The sequence below is a fragment of the Streptomyces sp. NPDC006384 genome, from assembly GCF_042870695.1.
GTDB lineage: Bacteria > Actinomycetota > Actinomycetes > Streptomycetales > Streptomycetaceae > Streptomyces.
Window position 1 is genome coordinate 212,615 of record NZ_JBIAHR010000008.1, and the last position, 22,022, is coordinate 234,636.

Sequence of the window (22,022 nt, forward strand, 5' to 3'; positions counted from 1 at the left end):
GGTACGCCCCGCCCCGGCGGGTCCTGTCCGGCCGTGAGGGGGGTGAGGGCGTTGACGCCCCGGCCGTGGCCCCCGGTGCCCAGGGCGAAGCAGCTCGTCGCGCCCGGCCGGGGCGCGGGCCGGGGCCCTGTACGTGGTGGTGTCCTCCCGTGCGGCGTCCTCGTCGTCCTCTCGTCCGCTCGGCGTGCGGGCGGGTTCCTCAAGGAGCCGCTCGTCCGGCCCGGGGAGCCGCTCGTCCGGCCCGGGGAGCCGTCCCTCGCCGCAGACGGAGGTGTCGGCGCGGCGCACCACGGCCCCGTTCCCGGCCGGGGGCGCAGTCCGGTCCGGCGCCGTGCTCGCCGAAGCGGTACGCCTGGGCGGGGCCGTGGCGGCGGCCCGGTCCGGTGACGGCTCCGGGCACCGCGCCGACGCGCTCGGGGTCGGCGGGGTTGTGCCGGGGTCCCACGATCAACGTCCAGCCGCCCGCCTCGGGGTGACGTACACGCGGCGGGGGCGGGACGGTCGTCGCTGTCGGGGAGGACGGCGCTGTGCCCCGGCGCGACGAAGGCCGCGAGCCGTTCGCCGTACAGGCCAGAGCGCCGGTGGTGCCCGTCCGGTCCTCTCCGGGGACGGCGGTCCGGGAGGCGGAGCAGCCCTCCAGCGGCTCGGGCCGGTCGTCGAACGCCCCTTGATCCGGATCAGTCGCGCGCCGGCCGCCCGGTCCCGCTCGGACAGCGCCTCCTCGCCACCGGCCGCGGCCGGCGCGGTGAAGGCGCGCGCCCGCAGGGCACCAGGGCCGTCGCGCCGTGTCCGTCACAGCGGTTCGAGGACGGCGCCCCCGGCGTCGGCAGCGTCCCCCAGGGCGCGCCGCGCGGCGTCCGGGTCCGGATCGGCGAGAAGAGGGACGGGTGTGTCGGTCACCGGGCCGACGTCGCTCCGGCGCGTCGGCGTGCGGCCGAGGAACACCGGGCATGCGGACCGGATGCCGACGGCGGCGGACTCGCGCACGGCCGGCGAGGGGGACGGCGCCCCTGGCGCCGTCAGAGTCTCATGAGCGGCCCGGCCCGCCGGGGATCTCCGAGTTCCCCGACCGGGTCTGCGTACCGTCTCCCGCTCCGTGCGCCGTTGCGGCCCGGAGGCCGGGCTCTCCTCTCCCTCCCCCTTCCGAAAAACATGAGCATTTCGGCCTCTACTGTCCTCGCCTCGCTCATTTGAGTGGACTGAGGACATTCCGGCCCCGAGTGCTCACGTTTTTTCGATGCTGAGTGCATGGAGCGCAATCCTCTCGGCACCGGACATGTGATCAGCACGGTGTGCACGCTGATGCGGGAAGACGGTCTGGACGTGTCCCTGGCAGCCGTCGCTCGGACGTGCGGAGTCTCACGCAACTTCCTCTGGACGTACTGGAAGACGGCCTCCGCCCTGCATCTGGCGGCGTTGAGGGCGGAGCTGGCGCAGGCATTCCGCACCGCGCGGCAAACCCACCCGAGCGACGGCACCGTGCCGGGCATCGTCGCGCACCTGGGTCAGGTCGTACGCGTGGTGCGGGGGCATCCGACGACGGCCGCCGTCGCGCGGACCGCCCGTGAGGCGCTGCCGCGGGCGCACGGGACCGTCGACGGGCCGCTGGTGGGCGTCGTGACGGAACACGTCGGCGACCTGCTGCATCCGCTCGCCCCGCACGGCGGGGTGTGAAGCGATCCCGCGCTGTACGACCTGCCCTGGAAGATCCTGTGGATCGCCCGCCCCGCCGCCCTCTGCGTCGAAGCGGTCGGTGACCGGGAGTGGGAGGGCAGGCTGGACGGGGCGTTCGGAGCGCTGCTGGGCGACCTGCTCCGCCCCTGGGCCGGGGCGGGGCCGTCGCAGGACGACGCCTGACGGGGACGCGCCGGGCCGGCCGGATGCCGCCCACCGCTCGCCGCCCACGGGCACGGGCAGGAACAGGGGCACGGGCGGGTGACCCGCCCGGCAGGATGCCCCGCAGGACGTCCGGCCGGGCGGCCGCCGGCTACAGGTAGGGGCGGGTGATCAGTTCGATGGCGTGGCCTGCCGGGTCCTTGAAGTAGACGCCGCGGCCGCCGTGTCCGGTGTTCGTCTCACCGGGGCGCCGCATCTGGGGGTCGGCCCAGTGCTCGATGCCGCGGTCGAGCAGGCGCCGGTAGGCGCGGTCGAAGAGGTCGTCGTCGACCAGGAACGCGTAGTGCTGCATCTGGATCTCGACCGGCGGCTCGGCGAACTGGAGCAGTACGCCGTCGGCGAGCTGGATGTTGGTGAACGGGCCCCAGGACGGTGCCGCGTCCGCTTCCAGCAACTCCTGGAAGAAACGGGCGGATTCTTCGCGGTCCTCGGCGGCGATGATGGTGTGGTTGAACGTGGCTGGCATGCGGTCGGCCTCACGGTGGGTTCGGTGCGGAAACGGGCTCGTCGGGGTGGACGAGCACGGGGAGGTCCGCGTGCCGAACCGAGGGGGCGCCCACCGCGCGCCCGGCGCGGGGTCAGCCCTCCACCGGGTCGCCGTTCCGTGTGTGGCCCATGGCCGGTCCGGTGTTCACGTCGGCCAACGCTAGGTGACGGACACTCACCTGGCAACCCGGGGGCGGTCGTTCACTGTCCCGCGCCCTGTCACGCAATCGCCACCTTCCCTTCACGCCGCCGCGTGCATGCCCATGTCACTGTCTGCGGTATCACCCAGACATCAACCCGCGTAGATCGGACACCCCACATGCTCGCGATACGCATATCCGCAGGCCGGCGGCGTCGGAAGGCGACCGCGCTGGCCGCCGCCGCCCTCGTCGCCCTCGCCGCCCCCACCCTCTCCGCGGCCCCGGCGACGGCAACGACGACAACGGCGACGGCGACGGCGACGGCGGCGACCGGCAGCGACTACGACTCGACGTACTACAAGGACGCGCTCGGCAAGACCGGCGCCGCGCTCAAGTCCTCCCTCCACACGATCATCAGCGACCAGACAAAACTCCCCTACTCGGCCGTCTGGGACGCCCTGAAGAACACCGACCAGGACCCCGCCGACAGCGGCAACGTGATCCTGCTCTACTCGGGCGTCTCCCGCAGCAAGTCGCTCAACGGCGGTGACACCGGCGACTGGAACCGGGAGCACGTCTGGGCCAAGTCGCACGGCGACTTCGGCACCTCCATCGGACCCGGCACCGACCTGCACCACCTGCGCCCCGAGGACGTCCGGGTCAACAGCGTCCGCGGCAACAAGGACTTCGACAACGGCGGCAGCACCGTGAGCAACGGCGGCGGCAGCCTCACCGACTCCGACTCCTTCGAGCCCCGCGACGCCGTCAAGGGCGACGTGGCGCGCATGATCTTCTACATGGCGGTGCGCTACGAGGGCGGCGACGGCTGGGCCGACCTGGAGGTCAACAGCAGCGTGAACAACGGCAGCAAGCCGTACATCGGCAAGCTCGCCGTCCTGAAGGAGTGGAACGACGAGGACCCGCCGGACGCCTTCGAGAAGCGCCGCAACCAGGTCATCCACGAGACCTACCAGCACAACCGCAACCCGTTCATCGACCACCCGGAGTGGGTCGAGGCGATCTGGTGACGGCCCCGGCGGCGGTCCGCCCTCAGCCCAGGTGCGTCGGCGCGAACATCCGCAGTACGGCGGGGAGTACGACGACCGAGGGGCCGGGGGCGGCCAGGGCCTTCGCGAGGTCGGCCTCCAGGGTCTCGGGGGTCGTGCGCACCCCCGGCACCCCGAACGACTCGGCGAGCGCCACGTAGTCGGGGCGGGTGAGCTCCGTCGCCGTGGGCTCGCCGAAGGCGCCGGTCATGTACTCGCGCAGGATGCCGTAGCCGCCGTCGTCGACGATCAGCCAGGTGACGTTCAGGCCGTACTGGCGGGCGGTGGCCAGTTCGGCGACGGAGTACAGGGCGCCGCCGTCGCCGGAGACCGCCAGCACCGGGCGGGTGGGATCGGCGGCCGCCGCTCCCAGCGCGGCCGGGAAGGCGTAGCCGAGGCCGCCGGCTCCCTGAGCGGAGTGCATGGTGTTGGGCGCCTTGGCGTCGAAGGCCGACCAGGCCCAGTAGGCCAGGATGGTCATGTCCCAGAAGGACGGGGCGTCGGCCGGCAGGGCTCGGCGGACGGCCGCGAGGACGTCCTGCTCCAGGGTGAGGTCCTGGGAGGCGAGGCGTTCGCCGACCCTGTCCAGCAGGGCCCGCACGCGCTCGGGCGCCGTCGGGTCGTGCCGCTCCTCCACCGTCTCCAGCAGAGCCTGGAGGGCGAGGCGTGCGTCGGCGTGGATGCCCAGGGCCGGGTGGTTGGACTCCAGCTTGCCGAGGTCGGCCTCGATCTGGATCACCCGGCCGCGCGGCCGGAAGGTGTGGTAGTTCGAGGAGAGTTCGCCGAGGCCCGAGCCGACCACCAGCAGGACGTCCGCGTCCTCCAGGAAGTCGGTGGTGTGGCGGTCCTCCAGCCAGGACTGGAGGGACAGGGGGTGCGTCCAGGGGAACGCGCCCTTGCCGCCGAAGGTCGTGACCACGGGCGCCTGGAGCCGCTCCGCCAGCTGCCGCAGCTTGCCGGAGGCGTCCGCGCGGACCACTCCCCCGCCCGCGATGATCGCGGGGCGTTCGGCACGCGCGAGCAGGTCGGCAGCCACCGCGGTCAGTTCGGGGCGCGGGGGCAGTTCCTCGGGGAAGGTGTCGCCGCCGGTCACCACGGGGATCGGCGTCTCGGCCAGCAGGACGTCCTGCGGGATCTCCACCCACACGGGGCCGTGCGGGACGGTGAGCGCCGACGTCCAGGCCTCGGCGAGCGCGGACGGGATCTGGGACTGTGTGCGGACGGTGTGGACGGACTTCACCACGCCCCGGAAGGACGCCGCCTGGTCGGGGAGTTCGTGCAGATAGCCGTGGCGGCCGCCGCCCAGGCCGGCCGTCGGGACCTGGCTGCTGATCGCCAGGACGGGGGCGGAGGCCGCCCGCGCCTCCTGGAGCGCGGCCAGGGAGGTGAGGGCTCCCGGGCCGGTCGACAGGAGGAGCGGGGCGGCCTCGCCGGTGATCCGGCCGTAGGCGTCCGCCGCGAAACCGGCGTTGTTCTCCACCCGCAGGCCGATGTAGCGCAGGTCCGAGCGGCGCAGGGCGTCGAACATGCCGAGGGCGTGCTGGCCGGGCAGGCCGAAGACGGTGGTCGCGCCGAGGGCGGCCAGGGTCTCCACGACCAGGTCTCCGCCGATGCGGCCGGGAGGAGGGTTCAGCGCGGCCTCCGTCTGGGCGGCGGTCGGACGGAGCACCAGGTCGTGGTCGTGGGTCACTTGCCCTCGTTCTCCTCGCGGGCGGCCGCGATCTGGCGGCTCATGATGGTGGTCAGTTCGTACGCGGTGTGGGACGCGGCCACCGACGTGATCTCCGCGTGGTCGTACGCGGGGGCCACCTCGACGACGTCGGCCGACACCAGGTTGCAGGAGGCCAGGCCGCGCAGGATCTCCAGCAGCTCGCGGGAGGTCATGCCGCCGGCCTCGGGGGTGCCGGTGCCGGGGGCGTGGGCCGGGTCCAGGCAGTCGATGTCGATGGAGATGTACAGCGGGCGGTCGCCGATGCGCTGGCGCAGCTGGTCGGCGATCTCGTCGGCGCCGCGGCGGTAGACGTCGGCGGAGGTGACGATGCCGAAGCCCATCTTCTCGTCGTCGGTCAGGTCCTTCTTGCCGTACAGCGGGCCGCGGGTACCGACGTGGGAGAGCGCCTCCGTGTCGAGGATGCCCTCCTCGACCGCGCGGCGGAAGGGGGTGCCGTGCGTGTACTCGGCGCCGAAGTAGGTGTCCCAGGTGTCCAGGTGGGCGTCGAAGTGGAGCAGGGCGACCGGGCCGTGCTTCTTGGCGACCGAGCGCAGCAGCGGCAGCGCGATGGTGTGGTCGCCGCCCAGGGTCATCAGGCGGGCGCCCGTGCCGAGGAGGTCGTCGGCGGCGGCCTCGACCGTCTCGACGGCCTCGTTGATGTTGAACGGGTTGACCGCTATGTCACCGCCGTCGGCGACCTGGGCGAGGGCGAAGGGCGAGGCGTCCTGCGCCGGGTTGTAGGGGCGCAGCAGCCGGGAGGCCTCGCGGATGGCGTTGCCGCCGAAGCGGGCACCGGGCCGGTACGAGACCCCCGAGTCGAACGGCACGCCCACCACGGCGACGTCGGCGGTGCCCACCTCGTCCAGGCGGGGCAGCCGGGCGAAGGTCGCCGGCCCGGCGTACCGCGGGACGCGGGAGGAGTCGACGGGGCCGCGGGGCGTCTCGTTGCTGCTCATGAATTGCCTTCCTTCTTACGCTTCTTCGCGTATTTACTGCTCTGTACCGCTCGGTACGACTCTACTGGTGGGCCGGTACCGGTTCGGGTGCGGATTCGGGGGCGCGGCCGGCGAGACGTTCGCGCCAGGCGGCCAGGACGGCCGCGTCGGTGGGCCGGGTCGCCAGGGAGACGACGACGTAGGCGGCCAGGGAGGCCAGCAGGCCGTAGTAGACGGGCTCGTTGGCGAGGATGCCGTAGCCGGCCATGAGGCCGACGACCGCGAGGCCGCCGACGGCGACGGCGGCGAGGGCGCCCTGTGCGGTGCCGCGCTTCCACAGCAGTCCGCCGAGGATGGGCACGAGGAGGCCGCCGACGAGGAGGTTGTAGGCGACGGTGAGCGCCTCGACGACGTCGTTCAGGGCGATCGCGGCGCAGATCACGGCGACGCCCATGACGAGGATGAAGACGCGGTTGCCCTTGACCTCGTCGTGCTCCTCGTCCGTCTTGCGCATCACGCCGCGCAGCCGGGACCAGATGTCGTTGTTGGCGACGGTGGCGCAGGCGATGAGGGCGCCGGAGGACGTGGACATCACCGCGGCCAGGGCGGCGGCCAGCACCAGGCCGCGCACGCCGACGGGGAGTTCGTCCTTGACGATGGTGGCGAAGGCGTCGTCGGGGCTGGCGAGCTTCGGGTAGAGAACCTTGGCGGCCGTGCCGATGATCGCGCCGGCGACGGCGTAGACGAGGCAGTAGGTGCCGGCGACGGTGCCGCCCCACTTGGCGGTGCGGTCGCTGCCCGCGGTGAAGACGCGCTGCCAGATGTCCTGCCCGATGAGCATGCCGAAGGTGTAGATCAGGACGTAGGTGAAGATCGTCTCGCCGCCGACGCCGAGCGGGTCGAAGTAGGAGGTCGGCAGCTTCGCCTTCATCTCGCCGAAGCCGCCGGCCCGGATGACGGCGATGGGCAGCAGCAGGAGCAGGACGCCGATGGTCTTCACCACGAACTGCACCATGTCGGTGAGCGTGATGGACCACATGCCGCCGAGGGTGGAGTAGGCGACGACGATCGTGCCGCCCAGGACGATCGCGAGGGTGCGGTTCACGTCGAAGAGGACGTCGAAGATGGTGGCGTAGGCGATGGTGGAGGTCACCGCCAGCATCAGCGTGTACGCCCACATGACGACGCCGGAGATGATGCCGGCCCTGCCGCCGTAGCGCAGGTCCAGCATCTCGGAGACGGTGTAGACCTTCAGCCGGGCGATGCGGGCGGAGAAGAAGATCGACAGGGCGAGGATGCCGAGGCCGATGGTGACGACCATCCAGGCACCGGAGAGCCCGTACTGGTAGCCGAGTCCGACACCGCCGATGGTGGACGCGCCGCCGAGGACGATGGCCGCCATGGTGCCCGAGTACATCGCGGGGCCGAGACGGCGGCCGGCGACGAGGAACTCGCTCTTGGACTTGGCGCGGCGCATGCCCCACCAGCCCATGGCGAGCATGCTGGCGAGATAGACGACGATCACTGTGTAGTCGACGGCCATGGGGGGGGCTCCTTCGCGCACTCGTCGGTGGCGTGTCGTGCTGATGGGGGGATTGTCCGGACGCACTGTCCGGCCGGCACCTCGCGGGGACATCCGCCCGTACCCGCGACGGCCGGTCCGACACCGGTGGGGAATTCCGGTCCGGATTGACATTAGGTGGCCGAAAAGCAACTGCGAAGTGTACGTTCCATCCATTCGGACCCGCCGGAGTGGAGGTAACGTCCATGGCGCAGGAGAGAGTCGCCCCGCCCACGCCTCCCGTGTCCCTCGCGGCCCTGCTGTCCCGCGAGGATCTCGCCCTGCGCCAGATCACCGGGCCCCCGGCGGCACAGGTGACGGTCCACTGGGCGCAGGCCTCCGAGATGGCCGACCCCTGCCCGTACATGCTGGGCGGCGAACTGCTGCTGACGGCCGGCGTGCACATCCCCGCGGGGACGGAGGCGGAGACGGCGGGCTACTTCGACGCGTACGTCGCGCGGATCGTGGCAGGGGGCGGCGCGGCTCTCGGTTTCGGGGTGGCGCCGGTGCACGACACGGTGCCCGAGGCGCTGGTCGCGGCGTGCGAGGCGCACGGGCTGCCGCTGGTGGAGGTGGAGCCGCGGACGACGTTCTCGGGCGTGGCCCGTGCCGTGTGGCAGCTGATGGCGCAGACCCGGCTGGCCGAGGTGCGGCGGGTGTCCGAGGCGCAGCAGGCGCTGGCCGCGGCGGCGTCCCGGCCGGACCCGGTGCCGTCGGTGCTGCGCCGGCTGGCCGCCCGGCTCGACGGGCGGGCGGTACTGTACGGGCCGGGGGGCGCCGAGATCGCGGCGGCGGGGCGGGAGCCGGAGGGCGAGGCGGGCGGGGCGGGCGGAGCGCTGGCGGAGCTGGCCCGGGACGTCGTCCGCCGGGGCTCCACGACCGCCACCGACACGGTCGCCGGTGTCCGTCTGGCCGCGTACGTGCTCGGCAACGGCGGGGGATTCGTGCTCGGTGTCGCCGCGCCGCGGCGGGAGCCGGGGGACCACACCGTCGCGTCGGTCGCCGCCGTGCTGCTCTCCCTGCTCACCGGTGAACACCGGAGCGGCACCGGCGCGGACCGCTCCGCGGCCCTGGTGCGGCTGTTGCTGGGCGCCCGCCCCGAGGAGGTCGCGCCCCTGCTCGGCGGCGGCGCGGACGCCCGCTGGCACGTCGTGCACGCCCGCCCGGACTCCGGCTCCCCGGACCCGGTGGCGGCCTCCGCGCTGGGTGCGGCGCTGGGCTCCCCGCTGGTCGACCCGGCCGGCGACGTCGTCCGGGTTCTGGTACCGGCGACTCCGGAGCCCGGGCACGGGGCGGAGCGGACGGCCGGTGCGGAGGCCTCCCCGGGCTCCCCCGCCGGTGCCGGGCCGGCCCCGCAGCCGGGCTGGACGCTGGGGGTCAGTGCCGCCGTCGCCCCGGCCGAGTGGGCGACCGCCGACGCGCAGGCGGCGCGGGCACTGGCACGGGCGCGGGCGACCCGCGTGCCGGCGGTGCGGCACGCCGCCCGGCCCGCCCTGGCCGGCCTGGTCCCGGACGCCGAGGCCGAGGCGTACGCCCGCGCGCTCCTCGCGCCGGTCGCGGCGGTGCCGGCGCTGACGGAGACGCTGCGCGTCTGGCTGTCCCTGCACGGCAGCTGGGACCGTACCGCCGTCGCCCTGTCCGTGCACCGCAACACCGTCCGCCAGCGCATCGCCCGCTGCGCGGCCCTGCTGGGCGCCGACCTCGACGACGCCGACGTACGGATGGAGCTGTGGTTCGCGCTGCGCCGGCTGTGACCGCCGCCGGGGCCGGGTGACGCGCGTCCCAGCAGGCGGTACCCGGCAGACGCGCCCAGGCGGCTGCTACACAATGGAGTCATGCCGATACCCGGGACACCCAGCCGCGCCGAACTCGCCGAACACCTCGTCAGAACGCGTATCGCGGGCGACGTCGCCACCCCCCGCGAGAACAACCTCTCCCACTACCGGAAGCTGGCGAACGGCGACCGCCACTACTGGCTCGGTCTGGAACTGGGCGACCGCTGGACCGACGAGCAGGACGTGCTCGCGGTGATGGCGGAGCGCGTCGGCGTCAACGACGACCCGGAACACCGGTACGGGCAGGACACCATCGACCCGGAGCTGACCGTGGCCGCGCTGGAGCGCATGGCCGGGCGGCTGCGCAAGGCGGCCGACGGCGGGCAGCGGGTGCTGTTCGCCACCGGGCACCCGGGCGGACTGCTCGACGTGCACCGGGCCACGGCCGCCGCGCTGCGCGCCGCCGGCTGCGAGATCGTCGTCATCCCGGAGGGGCTGACGACGGAGGAGGGCTACGTCCAGCAGTTCGCGGACGTGGCGGTGCTGGAGCACGGCGCCACGCTGTGGCACACGCACTCCGGGGAGCCGATGAAGGCGATCCTGACCGGTCTGGAGCGCGCGGGCCGCCCGCTGCCGGACCTGGTCGTCGCCGACCACGGCTGGGCGGGTTACGCCGGCCAGCACGGCGTCGACTCCGTGGGGTACGCCGACTGCAACGACCCGGCGCTGTTCCTCGCCGAGACCGAGGGCACCGTCCAGGTCGTCGTGCCGCTGGACGACCACGTGGTCAGCCCGCGCCACTACGACCCGATGACGGCGTACCTGCTCGGCGAGGCGGGGCTGGGGACGGGGCCGGGTCCCGCATAGCGGGTGCTGCGGGCGCGGCCGGGAACCGGGACGTGCGGCTCCGCCGGTGCGGAGCCGCACGTCCCGTCCCGCTTCATCGACGGGTCGTCGGATCAGTGGCCGCCCCAGCCGCCGTGGCCGTTGTCGTAGCCGCCGTGGCCGTTGTCGTAGCCGCGGTCGTAGCCACGGTCGTGGTCGTAGCCGCGGTCGTGGTCGTAACGATCCCAACCATGGTGGTAGTCGCGGTCCCAGCGGTCCCAGCCGCGGTCGTGGCCGCGGTCGTAGTCGCGGCTGTAGCTGTGGCGGTCGTGGTGCGACGAGTCGCTCGCCGACGCGGTGCCCGCCGTGCCTATCGCGATACCACCGGCCATCGTCAGTCCGGCCGCCGACACCGCGACAAGGCGCCTTACTCGCTGTGCTCGCATGAGAGATTCCCTTTCGTTCCACCGACTCCCGCGCATGACGCGAAGCGATGTCGAGAGCGGATGGCCGCACCGCCTTGAAAGGTACGGAGCGGTCGTGGGGGTCTGACCGCACATTCATCCGGACACGCAACCCGATCGCCGGCACCACCGGACCGCCCGGAACGGTTCGCGGGCGGGTGCTGCGCCCCTGGCCCGGAGGTCACGAGCCGACTCGGTCGGGTAAACCGTGTCTGCGGCCCTTCACTCATAGAGCCTAATCACTCATGTGGCCCAAGTCACATGGGGAGTCCATCGGGATTCAGGTCACCGGGGGATCCGGACCAGACCCTCCTGGACCACCGAGACGGCCAGCCTCCCGTCCCGCGTGTAGATGCGGGCCTGGCCGATGCCCCGCCCGCCGGACGCGGACGGCGACTCCTGGTCGTACAGCAGCCATTCGTCGGCGCGGAACGGCCGGTGGAACCACATGGCGTGGTCGAGCGAGGCCCCGACGACGTCCCCGACGGCCCAGCCGCCCCGGCCGTGCGCGAGCAGCACGGAGTCGAGGAGGGTCATGTCGGAGACGTAGGTGGCGAGCACGACGTGCAGCAGGGGGTCGTCGGTGAGCTTGCCGTCGGTGCGGAACCACACCTGGGAGGGCGGCTCGCGCGGCTCGCCGAAGTCCCCGAAGGGCGGGTCGTCCACGTACCGCAGGTCGACGGCGGCCCGGGCCTGGAGGAACCGCTCCACGGTCTCGGCCGGCAGGTGCGGATAGCCCCGCAGCCGCTCCTCGCCGGTGGGGAGGGTCGCCGGGTCCGGGGCGTCCGGCATCGGGGCCTGGTGGTCCAGGCCCTCCTCGTACGTCTGGAAGGACGCCGACAGACCGAAGACCGGCTTGCCGTGCTGGACGGCGACCACGCGGCGGGTGGTGAAGGAGCGGCCGTCGCGGAGGCGGTCGACGTGGTAGACGATGGGCGCGCCGGGGTCGCCGGGGCGCAGGAAGTACGCGTGCAGGGAGTGCGCGAACCGGTCCTCGGGGACCGTGCGCCCGGCCGCCACCAGGGCCTGGGCGGCCACCTGCCCGCCGAAGACCCGGGGGACGACGGCGGAACGGGACTGCCCGCGGAAGATGTCCTCCTCGATCCGCTCGAGGTCGAGCAGATCGAGGAGGGACTGGAGTGCTTCGCTCATGTCCTGAAGGCTCTGGAAGCTCTGACGGCTCTGAAGACTCTGGCGGCTCTGGCGGATCCGGGGCCTACAGGCCCATGTCCTTCGCGATGATCGTCTTCATGATCTCGCTGGTGCCGCCGTAGATGCGGTTGACCCGGTTGTCCGCGTACAGGCGGGCTATCGGGTACTCGTTCATGTAGCCGTAGCCGCCGTGCAGCTGGAGGCAGCGGTCGATGACGCGGTGGGCGACCTCGGTGCAGAACAGCTTGGCGCTGGCGGCCTCGGCGGGGGTCAGCTCGCCGGCGTCCAGGGCCTCGGTGGCGCGGTCGGCGACGGCCTCGGCGGCGTCCACCTCGGCCTGGCAGGCGGCCAGCTCGAACTTGGTGTTCTGGAAGGCGGCGACCGGCTTGCCGAAGACGGTGCGCTCCTGCACGTACTGCTTGGCGAAGCGGACGGCGGCCTTGGCCTGGGCGTAGGCGCCGAAGGCGATGCCCCAGCGCTCGGAGGCCAGGTTGTGGCCGAGGTAGGAGAAGCCCTTGTTCTCCTCGCCCAGCAGATCCTCGACGGGCACCTTGACGTCGACGAACGCCAGCTCGGCGGTGTCGGAGACCCGCAGGCCGAGCTTGTCCAGCTTGCGGCCCACCGAGTAGCCCTCGGCCTTGGTGTCCACGACGAACAGGGAGATGCCGAAGCGGCGGTCGTCCTCGCGCGGGGCGGAGGTGCGGGCGCAGACGATCACCTTGTCGGCGTGGACGCCGCCGGTGATGAAGGTCTTGGCGCCGTTGAGGACGTAGTGGGTGCCGTCCTCGGAGAGCCTGGCGGTGGTCTTCATGCCCGCGAGGTCGGAGCCGGTGCCCGGCTCGGTCATCGCGATGGCCCACATCTCCTCGCCGGTGACGAACTTCGGCAGGTACCGCTTCTTCTGCTCGTCGGTGGCCAGCATCTTGATGTAGGGCAGGGCGAGCAGCACGTGCACGCCGGAGCCGCCGAAGCTGACGCCCGCGCGGGCGGTCTCCTCGTACAGGACGGCCTCGAACTTGTGGCTGTCCAGGCCGGCGCCGCCGAACTCCTCGGGCACGTTGATGCCGAAGATGCCCAGCTCGCCGAGCTTGTAGTAGAACTCGCGCGGCGCCTGGCCGGCGGCGAACCACTCGTCGTAGACGGGGACGACCTCGGCCTCGATGAAGGCGCGGAGGGTCTCCCGGAACGCCTCGTGGTCCTCGTTGAACACCGTACGGCGCACGGCGCCACCTCCAGGGTACGTGTCTAAGCGCTTGCTCAGACTTCACGGTACCGGTGGGTAGCCGAGGGCGTCCAGAGCGGGGAACGGGTAACCCTCGTCACTCCGCGGGCCGGGGCGGCGGGCCCCCTCAGCCCTCCGCCACCGCCGCGAACGCCCCGCGCGCCATGCGGTGCAGGAGGTCCGCCGTCGCCGCGCGGCCCGGGAGGGAGCCGGGCCGGCCCAGGTGCGGGGTGGAGTTCAGGAGGCCGAAGACCGAGTGGACCGCCGAACGGGCGGAGGGCTCGGCCACGTCCGGGTACACCTCGCGGACCACCCCGACCCACAGCTCGACGTACTGCCGCTGCAGCTGGCGCACCATCCTGCGGTCGGCGTCCCGGAGGCGGTCCAGCTCGCGGTCGTGCAGGGTGATGAGCGGGCGGTCGTCGAGCGCGAAGTCGATGTGACCCTCGATGAGCGAGTCGAGGACCGCCTCGGGACCCGCGCCGCCGGATCCCGCACCACCGGACCTCGCACCACCGGTCCCCGCGCCGGGGCCGGCCGCGCCCTCCGCCTCCGCCAGCCGTCGCTTCGCCCCGGTCAGCAGCGAGTCGCTGATGCCGATCAGCAGCTCGGCGAGCATCGCGTCCTTGCCGGGGAAGTGCCGGTAGAGGCCGGGGCCGCTGATGCCGACCGCGGCGCCTATCTCGTCGACGCCGACACCGTGGAAGCCGCGTTCGGCGAAGAGCCGGGCGGCCTCCTTGAGGATCTGCTCGCGGCGGGTGGGGGCATCGGTTCTGGTGGCCATGGGAACGATTCTAGACAGGGAGGTTAGCGGTCGTTAACCTGAGGACGCATGCGTTAACGCTCATTAACTGGTCGACCACTGGGTGAGGGGACCGCAGAATGCACGAGGAGGCACCGGAGCTGACGAGCGCGGCCGATCCCGCGTCGGAGGCCTTTCGGGCCAACGAGGAGGCGCACCGCGTCCTCGTCGAGGAGCTGCGCGCCAAGCTGGCGGCGGCCCGGCTGGGCGGCGGTGAGCGGGCCAGGGCCCGGCACACCGCGCGCGGCAAGCTGCTGCCGCGCGACCGCGTGGAGACGCTGCTGGATCCGGGTTCGCCGTTCCTGGAGCTGGCGCCGCTCGCGGCCGACGGGCTGTACGACGGGCAGGCCCCGGCGGCCGGCGTGATCGCCGGGATCGGGCGGGTCGGCGGCCGGGAGTGCGTGATCGTCGCCAACGACGCCACCGTCAAGGGCGGCACGTACTACCCGATGACCGTGAAGAAGCACCTGCGGGCGCAGGAGGTGGCGCTGGAGAACCGGCTGCCGTGCCTGTACCTCGTGGACTCCGGGGGCGCCTTCCTGCCGATGCAGGACGAGGTCTTCCCCGACCGCGAGCACTTCGGGCGGATCTTCTACAACCAGGCCCGGATGTCGGGCGCCGGCATCCCGCAGATCGCCGCCGTGCTCGGCTCCTGCACGGCCGGCGGGGCGTACGTACCGGCGATGAGCGACGAGGCGGTGATCGTCCGCGGCCAGGGGACGATCTTCCTGGGCGGCCCGCCGCTGGTGAAGGCGGCCACCGGTGAGGTGGTGAGCGCGGAGGAGCTGGGCGGCGGCGAGGTCCACTCCCGCGTGTCCGGGGTGACCGACCACCTCGCCGAGGACGACGCGCACGCCCTGCGCATCGTGCGCACCATCGTCTCGACGCTCCCCGCGCGCGGGGAGCTGCCCTGGGAGGTGCGGCCCTCCGTCGAGCCGAAGGCCGACCCCCAGGAGCTGTACGGCGTGGTGCCGGTCGACTCCCGCACGCCCTACGACGTCCGCGAGGTGATCGCGCGCGTGGTGGACGGCTCCCGGTTCGCCGAGTTCAAGTCCGAGTACGGGCAGACCCTGGTCACCGGCTTCGCCCGGATCCACGGCCACCCGGTGGGGATCGTCGCCAACAACGGCATCCTGTTCTCCGAGTCGGCCCAGAAGGGCGCCCACTTCATCGAGCTGTGCGACCAGCGCGGCATCCCGCTGGTCTTCCTCCAGAACATCTCCGGCTTCATGGTCGGCAGGGACTACGAGGCGGGCGGCATCGCCAAGCACGGCGCCAAGATGGTGACGGCGGTGGCGTGCACGCGCGTGCCGAAGCTGACGGTCGTGATCGGCGGGTCGTACGGCGCGGGGAACTACTCGATGTGCGGGCGGGCGTACTCGCCGCGCTTCCTGTGGATGTGGCCGAGCGCCAAGATCTCCGTGATGGGCGGCGAGCAGGCCGCGTCGGTGCTGGCCACGGTCAAGCGGGACCAGATGGAGGCCCGGGGCGAACAGTGGCCGGCCGAGGAGGAGGAGTCCTTCAAGGCGCCGATCCGCGCCCAGTACGAGCGGCAGGGGAACGCCTACTACGCGACCGCCCGCCTGTGGGACGACGGGGTCATCGAGCCCGCCGACACCCGGCGCGTGCTGGGGCTGGCCCTGACCGCGTGCGCCAACGCGCCACTGGGCGAGCCCCGGTTCGGCGTCTTCCGGATGTGAGGGAGGGGACTTGATGTTCGACACGGTACTGGTGGCCAACCGGGGCGAGATCGCCGTCCGGGTCGTGCGGACGCTGCGCTCGCTGGGCGTGCGCTCGGTGGCGGTCTTCTCCGACGCCGACGCGGACGCCCGGCACGTGCGGGAGGCCGACACCGCGGTACGGATCGGCCCGGCGCCCGCGGCGGAGAGCTATCTGTCCGTCGAGCGGCTGCTGGAGGCCGCCGCCCGCACGGGCGCGCAGGCCGTCCACCCGGGGTACGGCTTCCTCGCCGAGAACGCCGGTTTCGCGCGGGCCTGCGAGGAGGCGGGGCTGGTCTTCGTCGGGCCGCCCGCCGACGCCATCGCCCTGATGGGCGACAAGATCCGCGCCAAGGAGACGGTGGCGGCGGCCGGGGTCCCGGTCGTGCCGGGTTCCAGCGGCAGCGGGCTGACGGACGGGCAGCTCGCCGGGGCGGCCCGCGGGATCGGGATGCCGGTGCTGCTGAAGCCGTCGGCCGGCGGGGGCGGCAAGGGCATGCGGCTGGTGCGGGACGAGGCCGTGCTGGCCGACGAGATCGCCGCCGCCCGCCGTGAGGCCCGCGCCTCCTTCGGCGACGACACGCTGCTGGTGGAGCGGTGGATCGACCGGCCCCGGCACATCGAGATCCAGGTCCTCGCCGACGGCCACGGCAACGTCGTGCACCTGGGCGAGCGCGAGTGCTCGCTGCAGCGCCGGCACCAGAAGGTCGTCGAGGAGGCGCCGAGCGTCCTCCTGGACGAGGCGACGCGGGCCGCGATGGGCGAGGCGGCCGTGCAGGCGGCGCGCTCCTGCGGCTACCGGGGCGCGGGCACGGTGGAGTTCATCGTGCCGGGCGGGGACCCGTCCTCGTACTACTTCATGGAGATGAACACCCGCCTCCAGGTGGAGCACCCGGTGACCGAGCTGGCCGTGTCCATCGGGGCGGCCGGCGACGCGGGCGGCCCGGACCTGGTGGAGTGGCAGCTGCGGGTGGCGGCGGGCGAGCGGCTCGGCTTCGCGCAGGAGGACGTACGGCTGACCGGGCACGCGATCGAGGCCCGGCTGTGCGCCGAGGACCCGGCGCGCGGCTTCCTCCCCTCCGGCGGAACCGTGCTGCGGCTCCACGAACCGCAGGGCGACGGCGTCCGCACCGACTCCGGGCTCAGCGAGGGCACCGAGGTCGGCAGCCTCTACGACCCGATGCTGTCCAAGGTGATCGCGTACGGCCCCGACCGCGCCACCGCGCTGCGCAGGCTGCGGGCGGCCCTCGCTCAGACGGTGACGCTGGGCGTGCAGACCAACGCCGGGTTCCTGCGCCGGCTCCTCGCGCACCCGGCGGTGGTGGCGGGCGAGCTGGACACCGGGCTGGTGGAGCGGGAGGTGGCGGCGCTCGTCCCGCACGAGGTGCCGGCGGAGGTGTACGCGGCGGCGGCGCTGCTGCGGCACGCGGCGCTCGCCCCCGCCCCGCGCACGGCCGGCTGGTCGGACCCGTTCGATGCGGCGGACGGCTGGCGGCTGGGCGGCGAGCGGGCCTGGACGGCGCACCACCTGCGGGTGCCGGGCCGGGACCCGGTCACCGTGCGGGTGCGCAGCACACCGGACGGCGGCATCGAGGTGTGGCCGCAGGGCGCGCAAGGGCCCCTCCCCGCGTCCCCGGTCGTCCCGTCGGGCGACGGGCACCGGTACACGTTCCGGCTCGGCGGCGTCACCCACGTCTTCGCCGCGCTGCCCGACGGCACCTGGCTGGGCCGGGACGGCGACGCCTGGCAGGTGCGCGACCACGACCCGGTCGCCGCCTCGCTGTCCCGCGCCGCCCACGCCGGCGCCGACTCCCTGGCGGCGCCCATGCCGGGCACGGTGACGGTGGTGAAGGTCGCCGTCGGCGACGAGGTGAGCGCCGGGCAGAGCCTGCTGGTGGTGGAGGCGATGAAGATGGAGCACGTCGTCTCCGCCCCGCACGCCGGCACCGTCACCGAGCTGGACGTGTCCCCCGGCACGACGGTCGCCATGGACCAGGTGCTGGCGGTCGTCACCCCCGCCGGGGAGAGCAGCGAGGAGGAGACGGCGTGAACACCCCGGAACCCGGCCTGCCGATGACCGTGCCCGCCGAGGGCCTGCCCGCGCGGGTGCGGATCCACGAGGTCGGCGCCCGCGACGGCCTGCAGAACGAGAAGGCGACCGTCCCGACGGAGGTGAAGGCGGAGTTCGTCCGCCGCCTAGCCGGCGCGGGACTGACCACCATCGAGGCGACGAGCTTCGTGCACCCCAAGTGGGTGCCTCAACTGGCCGACGCCGAGCGGCTGTTCCCGGCGGTCGCCGACCTGCCGGTGGACCTTCCGGTGCTGGTGCCCAACGAACGCGGTCTGGACCGCGCGCTCGCGCTCGGCGCCCGCCGGGTCGCCGTCTTCGCCAGCGCCACCGAGTCCTTCGCCAAGGCCAACCTCAACCGCACCGTGGACGAGGCGCTGGCCATGTTCGCGCCGGTGGTGCGCCGGGCGAAGGACGCGGACGTCCACGTCCGGGGCTACCTGTCGATGTGCTTCGGCGACCCCTGGGAGGGCGCCGTGCCCGTCGAGCAGGTGGTGCGGGTCTGCCGGGCCCTGCTGGACATGGGCTGCGACGAGCTGAGCCTCGGCGACACGATCGGCGTGGCGACGCCGGGGCACGTCGAGGCCCTGCTCCGCGCGCTCACCGGGGCCGGCGTCCCCGTGGCGGCGCTCGGCGTCCACTTCCACGACACCTACGGCCAGGCCCTGTCCAACACCCTGGCCGCGCTGCGGCTCGGCGTCACCACGGTCGACGCCTCCGCCGGCGGACTCGGCGGCTGCCCGTACGCCAAGTCCGCCACCGGCAACCTCGCCACCGAGGACCTCGTGTGGATGCTGCGCGGCCTCGGCATCGACACCGGGGTCGACCTCGGCCGTCTCGTCGCCACCAGCGTCTGGATGGCCGCGCACCTGGGCCGGCCCAGCCCGTCCCGCACCGTACGCGCCCTCTCCCACCAGGAGCCGTGACAGCATGGACCACAAGCTCTCCCCCGAACTGGAAGAACTCCGCCGTACGGTCGAGGAGTTCGCGCACGACGTCGTGGCGCCGAAGATCGGCGACCTCTACGAGCGGCACGAGTTCCCGTACGAGATCGTGCGGGAGATGGGCCGCATGGGCCTGTTCGGCCTGCCGTTCCCCGAGGAGTACGGCGGCATGGGCGGCGACTACCTGGCCCTCGGCATCGCCCTGGAGGAACTGGCCCGGGTCGACTCGTCGGTGGCCATCACGCTGGAGGCGGGCGTCTCGCTGGGCGCGATGCCGATCCACCTGTTCGGCACCGAGGAGCAGAAGCGGCAGTGGCTGCCGAAGCTGTGCTCGGGCGAGATCCTGGGCGCCTTCGGCCTGACCGAGCCCGACGGCGGCTCGGACGCGGGCGCGACGCGGACGACGGCCCGGCTGGACGAGGCCACGGACGAGTGGGTGATCAACGGCACCAAGTGCTTCATCACCAACTCGGGCACGGACGTCACGGGCCTGGTGACCGTCACCGCGGTCACCGGGCGGGGGCCGGACGGCCGCCCGCTGATCTCGGCGATCATCGTGCCGTCCGGCACGCCGGGCTTCACGGTGGCCGCCCCCTACTCCAAGGTCGGCTGGAGCGCCTCGGACACCCGGGAGCTGTCCTTCACCGACGTCCGGGTCCCGGCGGCGAACCTGCTCGGCGAACAGGGCCGCGGCTACGCGCAGTTCCTGCGCATCCTGGACGAGGGCCGCGTCGCCATCGCCGCCCTGGGCACGGGGCTGGCGCAGGGCTGTGTCGACGAGTCGGTCAAGTACGCGAAGGAACGTCACGCCTTCGGCAGGCCGATCGGGGCGAACCAGGCGATCCAGTTCAAGATCGCCGACATGGAGATGAAGGCCCACACGGCCCGCCTCGCCTGGCGGGACGCGGCCTCGCGGCTGGTGGCGGGCGAGCCGTTCAAGAAGGAGGCGGCCATCGCGAAGCTGTACTCGTCCACGGTCGCGGTGGACAACGCCCGGGACGCCACCCAGATCCACGGCGGCTACGGCTTCATGAACGAGTACCCGGTCGCCCGCATGTGGCGCGACTCCAAGATCCTGGAGATCGGCGAGGGCACCAGCGAGGTCCAGCGGATGCTGATCGCCCGGGAGCTGGGTCTGGCCGGATGAGCCGGCGGGCCGCCCGGACGGGGCGGTGCGACCCCCGCCACTGGACAATGTCTGAGGTTAGGCTAACCTACCTTCGAATTGTCCGGCGGACGTTCCGCCCCGTTCGAAAGCGGCCCACACCATGTCCAACGTCAGAGCTGCCCACCCGACCCGCCGCGGAATCCTCGCCGCCGGCGGTGCCCTCGGCCTCGGTGCCGTACTCGCGGCCTGCGGTGACGACGACGGGAAGAGCGGCGGCTCGGGCAAGGAGACGGGTGCCGCGAAGTCCGGCCCCTGGTCCTTCAAGGACGACCGCGGCACGACCGTGAAGCTGGACAAGGTCCCCACGAACATCGTCGCCTTCACCGGCGTCGCCGCCGCCCTGTACGACTACGGCGTCGAGGTCAAGGGCGTCTTCGGTCCCACCAGGACCACCGACGGCAAGGCCGACGTGCAGGCCGGCGACATGGACGTCAGCAAGCTGACGATCTTCGGCAACAAGTTCGACAGCTTCAACGTCGAGCAGTACGCGGCCTTCCGGCCCGATGTGCTCATCTCCACGATGTTCGACGACGCGGGCACCCTCTGGTACGTGCCGGAGGCCTCCAAGGACAAGATCGCCAAGCTCGCCCCGAGCATCGCGATCTCCGTCTACGACCGCCAGATGCCCGCGCCGCTGCAGCGCATGGCCGAGCTGGCCGAGTCGCTGGGCGCCGACATGAAGGCGACGAAGGTCGTCGAGGCGAAGAAGAAGTTCGAGGCCGCCGCCGAGCGCCTGCGCAAGGCCGCCAAGTCCCGCCCGGAGATCAAGGTGCTGGCCGGTTCCGCCGCGCCGGACCTCTTCTACGTCTCCGGCTCCAACTTCTCCATCGACCTGGAGTACTTCAAGGCCCTCGGCGTGAACCTCGTCGAGCCCTCGGAGGAGGCCAAGAAGGCGACCGGCGGCTGGTTCGAGAGCCTGAGCTGGGAGAACGCCGACAAGTACCCGGCCGACGTCATCATCATGGACGACCGCGCCTCGACCATCCAGCCCGCCGACATCACCGAGGGCACCTGGAAGGCGCTGCCCGCGGTCAAGGCCGGCCAGGTCATCTCCCGCTCCCCCGAGCCGATCCTCTCCTACGACAAGTGCACGCCGCTGCTCGACAACCTCGCCGAGGCGATCGAGAAGGCGAAGAAGGTCAGCTGACCCCGTCCGTCCCGACTCCCAGGAGCCGTCCGTGACGACTGCCGTAGCCGCCCCGTTCCGTTTCTTCTCCCTCCAGGTCGTACGGACGAGGCGGCTCGGCCCGTCTCTGACCCGGGTCACCTTCGCCGGGCCCGACCTGGCCGGTTTCCGCTCCGAGGGACGCGACCAGTCCCTGTCGCTGTTCCTGCCGCACCCGGGCCAGCCGGAACCGGTGGTGCCGGTCGAGCTGGGCGAGGACTGGTGGCGGGGGTGGCGTGAACTCCCGGACGACGTGCGGGCGGTGATGCGCTCGTACACGCTGCGGGCGCTGCGCCGGGACGCCCGCGGGAACACCGCCGAGATCGACATCGACTTCGTCCTGCACGGCGTCGGGGCGCCCGGCTCACCGGGCGAGCCGGGTGCGCCCGCCGCGGAACCCCAGGCCGGCCCCGCCTCCCGCTGGGCCGCCCGGGCCGCCGCCGGGGACCGGGTCCTCCTGCTGGGTCCGGCGGTCGCCGACAACCGGGCGATCCGCTTCCGGCCGCCCGAGGACACCGACCTGGTGGTGGTCTGGGGCGACGAGACCGCCCTGCCCGCCGTCGCCGCGTCCCTGGAGTCCCTCCCCGCCGGCACCCGCGCCCGCGTCTGGCTGGAGGTCCCGCACGCCGGGGACGTCCAGGAGCTGACGACCGCCGCGGACGCCGAGGTCACCTGGCTGGTCCGCGAGAACGCCGAGGCCGTCGGAGATGCCGGGGACGCCGGGGCCGGCCTCGCCCTCACCGCGCTCCGCGCCGCGGAACTGCCGCCCGCCGCGCACCCGTACGTCTGGATCGCGGGCGAGTCCGGCCGCGTGAAGGAGCTGCGGCGGCACTTCGTGGGCGAGCGCGGCATCGACCGCAGACGCGTCACCTTCGTCGGTTACTGGCGGCAGGGACTCACGGAGGAGCAGTTGCGCGAGCAGGAGTGAGGCCCAACCCCCCTGT

Annotated in this window: 19 protein-coding genes; 10 read left to right on the forward strand and 9 right to left on the reverse strand. The window is 73.0% G+C overall.

Annotated features, from left to right (window positions below; translation table 11 throughout):
- Positions 1 to 792: 792 nt before the first annotated feature.
- Complete coding sequence (locus ACFYOJ_RS13320) at positions 793 to 987, reverse strand: hypothetical protein (protein WP_388596815.1); 195 nt, start codon at positions 985 to 987, stop codon at positions 793 to 795.
- 261 nt (positions 988 to 1,248) lie between these two features.
- Here ACFYOJ_RS13320 and ACFYOJ_RS13325 point away from each other — a divergent pair, with 261 nt between their 5' ends.
- On the forward strand, positions 1,249 to 1,674 hold the full coding sequence (locus ACFYOJ_RS13325) for a hypothetical protein (RefSeq protein WP_356554916.1): 426 nt from the start codon (positions 1,249 to 1,251) through the stop codon (positions 1,672 to 1,674).
- Positions 1,675 to 1,987: 313 nt separating this feature from the next.
- Here ACFYOJ_RS13325 and ACFYOJ_RS13330 read toward each other — a convergent pair whose 3' ends face one another.
- Positions 1,988 to 2,362, reverse strand: coding sequence for a VOC family protein (locus ACFYOJ_RS13330; RefSeq protein ID WP_356554917.1), 375 nt, complete (start codon positions 2,360 to 2,362; stop codon positions 1,988 to 1,990).
- Positions 2,363 to 2,701: 339 nt separating this feature from the next.
- Here ACFYOJ_RS13330 and ACFYOJ_RS13335 point away from each other — a divergent pair, with 339 nt between their 5' ends.
- Entirely contained in the window at positions 2,702 to 3,550 is an 849-nt protein-coding gene (locus ACFYOJ_RS13335; protein ID WP_356554918.1) for an endonuclease, read from the forward strand.
- A gap of 22 nt (positions 3,551 to 3,572) precedes the next feature.
- On the opposite strand, the gene ACFYOJ_RS13340 is transcribed toward ACFYOJ_RS13335, so the two are convergent.
- From ACFYOJ_RS13340 to ACFYOJ_RS13350, 3 genes are all read right to left on the reverse strand, one after another.
- Positions 3,573 to 5,258: a thiamine pyrophosphate-binding protein gene (locus ACFYOJ_RS13340; protein WP_356554920.1), complete on the reverse strand. Its 1,686-nt coding sequence runs from the start codon at positions 5,256 to 5,258 to the stop codon at positions 3,573 to 3,575.
- Positions 5,255 to 6,235: an agmatinase gene (gene speB, locus ACFYOJ_RS13345; RefSeq protein ID WP_356554922.1), complete on the reverse strand. Its 981-nt coding sequence runs from the start codon at positions 6,233 to 6,235 to the stop codon at positions 5,255 to 5,257. Before speB ends, ACFYOJ_RS13340 begins: the two co-directional genes overlap by 4 nt.
- 61 nt (positions 6,236 to 6,296) lie before the next feature.
- Positions 6,297 to 7,757, reverse strand: coding sequence for a sodium:solute symporter (locus ACFYOJ_RS13350; protein WP_356554923.1), 1,461 nt, complete (start codon positions 7,755 to 7,757; stop codon positions 6,297 to 6,299).
- 224 nt (positions 7,758 to 7,981) lie between these two features.
- Here ACFYOJ_RS13350 and ACFYOJ_RS13355 point away from each other — a divergent pair, with 224 nt between their 5' ends.
- Both ACFYOJ_RS13355 and ACFYOJ_RS13360 read left to right on the forward strand, forming a co-directional pair.
- Positions 7,982 to 9,529, forward strand: coding sequence for a helix-turn-helix domain-containing protein (locus ACFYOJ_RS13355; RefSeq protein ID WP_356554925.1), 1,548 nt, complete (start codon positions 7,982 to 7,984; stop codon positions 9,527 to 9,529).
- Between the two features lie 81 nt (positions 9,530 to 9,610).
- Positions 9,611 to 10,417 (forward strand): phosphatase, encoded by an 807-nt coding sequence (locus ACFYOJ_RS13360; RefSeq protein ID WP_356554927.1) that lies wholly within the window; start codon positions 9,611 to 9,613, stop codon positions 10,415 to 10,417.
- Between the two features lie 92 nt (positions 10,418 to 10,509).
- Here ACFYOJ_RS13360 and ACFYOJ_RS13365 read toward each other — a convergent pair whose 3' ends face one another.
- The 4 genes from ACFYOJ_RS13365 to ACFYOJ_RS13380 form a co-directional block, all read right to left on the reverse strand.
- Complete coding sequence (locus ACFYOJ_RS13365) at positions 10,510 to 10,821, reverse strand: hypothetical protein (protein ID WP_356554929.1); 312 nt, start codon at positions 10,819 to 10,821, stop codon at positions 10,510 to 10,512.
- A gap of 303 nt (positions 10,822 to 11,124) precedes the next feature.
- Positions 11,125 to 11,991, reverse strand: a complete 867-nt coding sequence (locus ACFYOJ_RS13370) for an acyl-CoA thioesterase II (RefSeq protein WP_356554930.1) — start codon at positions 11,989 to 11,991, stop codon at positions 11,125 to 11,127.
- Between the two features lie 64 nt (positions 11,992 to 12,055).
- The gene (locus ACFYOJ_RS13375) at positions 12,056 to 13,213 is read right to left on the reverse strand and encodes an acyl-CoA dehydrogenase family protein (protein WP_356554932.1); all 1,158 of its coding nucleotides are present in this window, start codon (positions 13,211 to 13,213) and stop codon (positions 12,056 to 12,058) included.
- A gap of 127 nt (positions 13,214 to 13,340) precedes the next feature.
- Positions 13,341 to 13,997 carry a TetR/AcrR family transcriptional regulator gene (locus ACFYOJ_RS13380; protein WP_356554933.1) on the reverse strand — a complete coding sequence of 219 codons (657 nt, stop codon included), beginning with the start codon at positions 13,995 to 13,997 and terminating at the stop codon, positions 13,341 to 13,343.
- Between the two features lie 98 nt (positions 13,998 to 14,095).
- Here ACFYOJ_RS13380 and ACFYOJ_RS13385 point away from each other — a divergent pair, with 98 nt between their 5' ends.
- From ACFYOJ_RS13385 to ACFYOJ_RS13410, 6 genes are all read left to right on the forward strand, one after another.
- Positions 14,096 to 15,715, forward strand: coding sequence for a carboxyl transferase domain-containing protein (locus ACFYOJ_RS13385; protein ID WP_356554935.1), 1,620 nt, complete (start codon positions 14,096 to 14,098; stop codon positions 15,713 to 15,715).
- A gap of 13 nt (positions 15,716 to 15,728) precedes the next feature.
- On the forward strand, positions 15,729 to 17,783 hold the full coding sequence (locus tag ACFYOJ_RS13390) for a biotin carboxylase N-terminal domain-containing protein (RefSeq protein ID WP_356554936.1): 2,055 nt from the start codon (positions 15,729 to 15,731) through the stop codon (positions 17,781 to 17,783).
- Entirely contained in the window at positions 17,780 to 18,727 is a 948-nt protein-coding gene (locus ACFYOJ_RS13395; RefSeq protein ID WP_356554938.1) for a hydroxymethylglutaryl-CoA lyase, read from the forward strand. The genes ACFYOJ_RS13390 and ACFYOJ_RS13395 overlap by 4 nt, the downstream gene beginning before the upstream one ends.
- 4 nt (positions 18,728 to 18,731) lie before the next feature.
- Positions 18,732 to 19,892 (forward strand): acyl-CoA dehydrogenase family protein, encoded by a 1,161-nt coding sequence (locus tag ACFYOJ_RS13400; RefSeq protein ID WP_356554940.1) that lies wholly within the window; start codon positions 18,732 to 18,734, stop codon positions 19,890 to 19,892.
- 121 nt (positions 19,893 to 20,013) lie between these two features.
- The gene (locus ACFYOJ_RS13405; protein WP_356554942.1) at positions 20,014 to 21,060 is read left to right on the forward strand and encodes an ABC transporter substrate-binding protein; all 1,047 of its coding nucleotides are present in this window, start codon (positions 20,014 to 20,016) and stop codon (positions 21,058 to 21,060) included.
- 31 nt (positions 21,061 to 21,091) lie between these two features.
- On the forward strand, positions 21,092 to 22,006 hold the full coding sequence (locus tag ACFYOJ_RS13410; protein ID WP_356554944.1) for a siderophore-interacting protein: 915 nt from the start codon (positions 21,092 to 21,094) through the stop codon (positions 22,004 to 22,006).
- Positions 22,007 to 22,022: the final 16 nt, after the last annotated feature.

Coding starts and splice junctions, on each gene's coding strand:
- ACFYOJ_RS13325 (WP_356554916.1), top strand. CDS start 1,249: ATGGAGCGCAATCCTCTCGGCACCGGACATGTGATCAGCACGGTGTGC.
- ACFYOJ_RS13330 (WP_356554917.1), bottom strand. CDS start 2,362: ATGCCAGCCACGTTCAACCACACCATCATCGCCGCCGAGGACCGCGAA.
- ACFYOJ_RS13335 (WP_356554918.1), top strand. CDS start 2,702: ATGCTCGCGATACGCATATCCGCAGGCCGGCGGCGTCGGAAGGCGACC.
- speB (WP_356554922.1), bottom strand. CDS start 6,235: ATGAGCAGCAACGAGACGCCCCGCGGCCCCGTCGACTCCTCCCGCGTC.
- ACFYOJ_RS13350 (WP_356554923.1), bottom strand. CDS start 7,757: ATGGCCGTCGACTACACAGTGATCGTCGTCTATCTCGCCAGCATGCTC.
- ACFYOJ_RS13355 (WP_356554925.1), top strand. CDS start 7,982: ATGGCGCAGGAGAGAGTCGCCCCGCCCACGCCTCCCGTGTCCCTCGCG.
- ACFYOJ_RS13360 (WP_356554927.1), top strand. CDS start 9,611: ATGCCGATACCCGGGACACCCAGCCGCGCCGAACTCGCCGAACACCTC.
- ACFYOJ_RS13365 (WP_356554929.1), bottom strand. CDS start 10,821: ATGCGAGCACAGCGAGTAAGGCGCCTTGTCGCGGTGTCGGCGGCCGGA.
- ACFYOJ_RS13370 (WP_356554930.1), bottom strand. CDS start 11,991: ATGAGCGAAGCACTCCAGTCCCTCCTCGATCTGCTCGACCTCGAGCGG.
- ACFYOJ_RS13380 (WP_356554933.1), bottom strand. CDS start 13,997: ATGGCCACCAGAACCGATGCCCCCACCCGCCGCGAGCAGATCCTCAAG.
- ACFYOJ_RS13385 (WP_356554935.1), top strand. CDS start 14,096: ATGCACGAGGAGGCACCGGAGCTGACGAGCGCGGCCGATCCCGCGTCG.
- ACFYOJ_RS13390 (WP_356554936.1), top strand. CDS start 15,729: ATGTTCGACACGGTACTGGTGGCCAACCGGGGCGAGATCGCCGTCCGG.
- ACFYOJ_RS13400 (WP_356554940.1), top strand. CDS start 18,732: ATGGACCACAAGCTCTCCCCCGAACTGGAAGAACTCCGCCGTACGGTC.
- ACFYOJ_RS13405 (WP_356554942.1), top strand. CDS start 20,014: ATGTCCAACGTCAGAGCTGCCCACCCGACCCGCCGCGGAATCCTCGCC.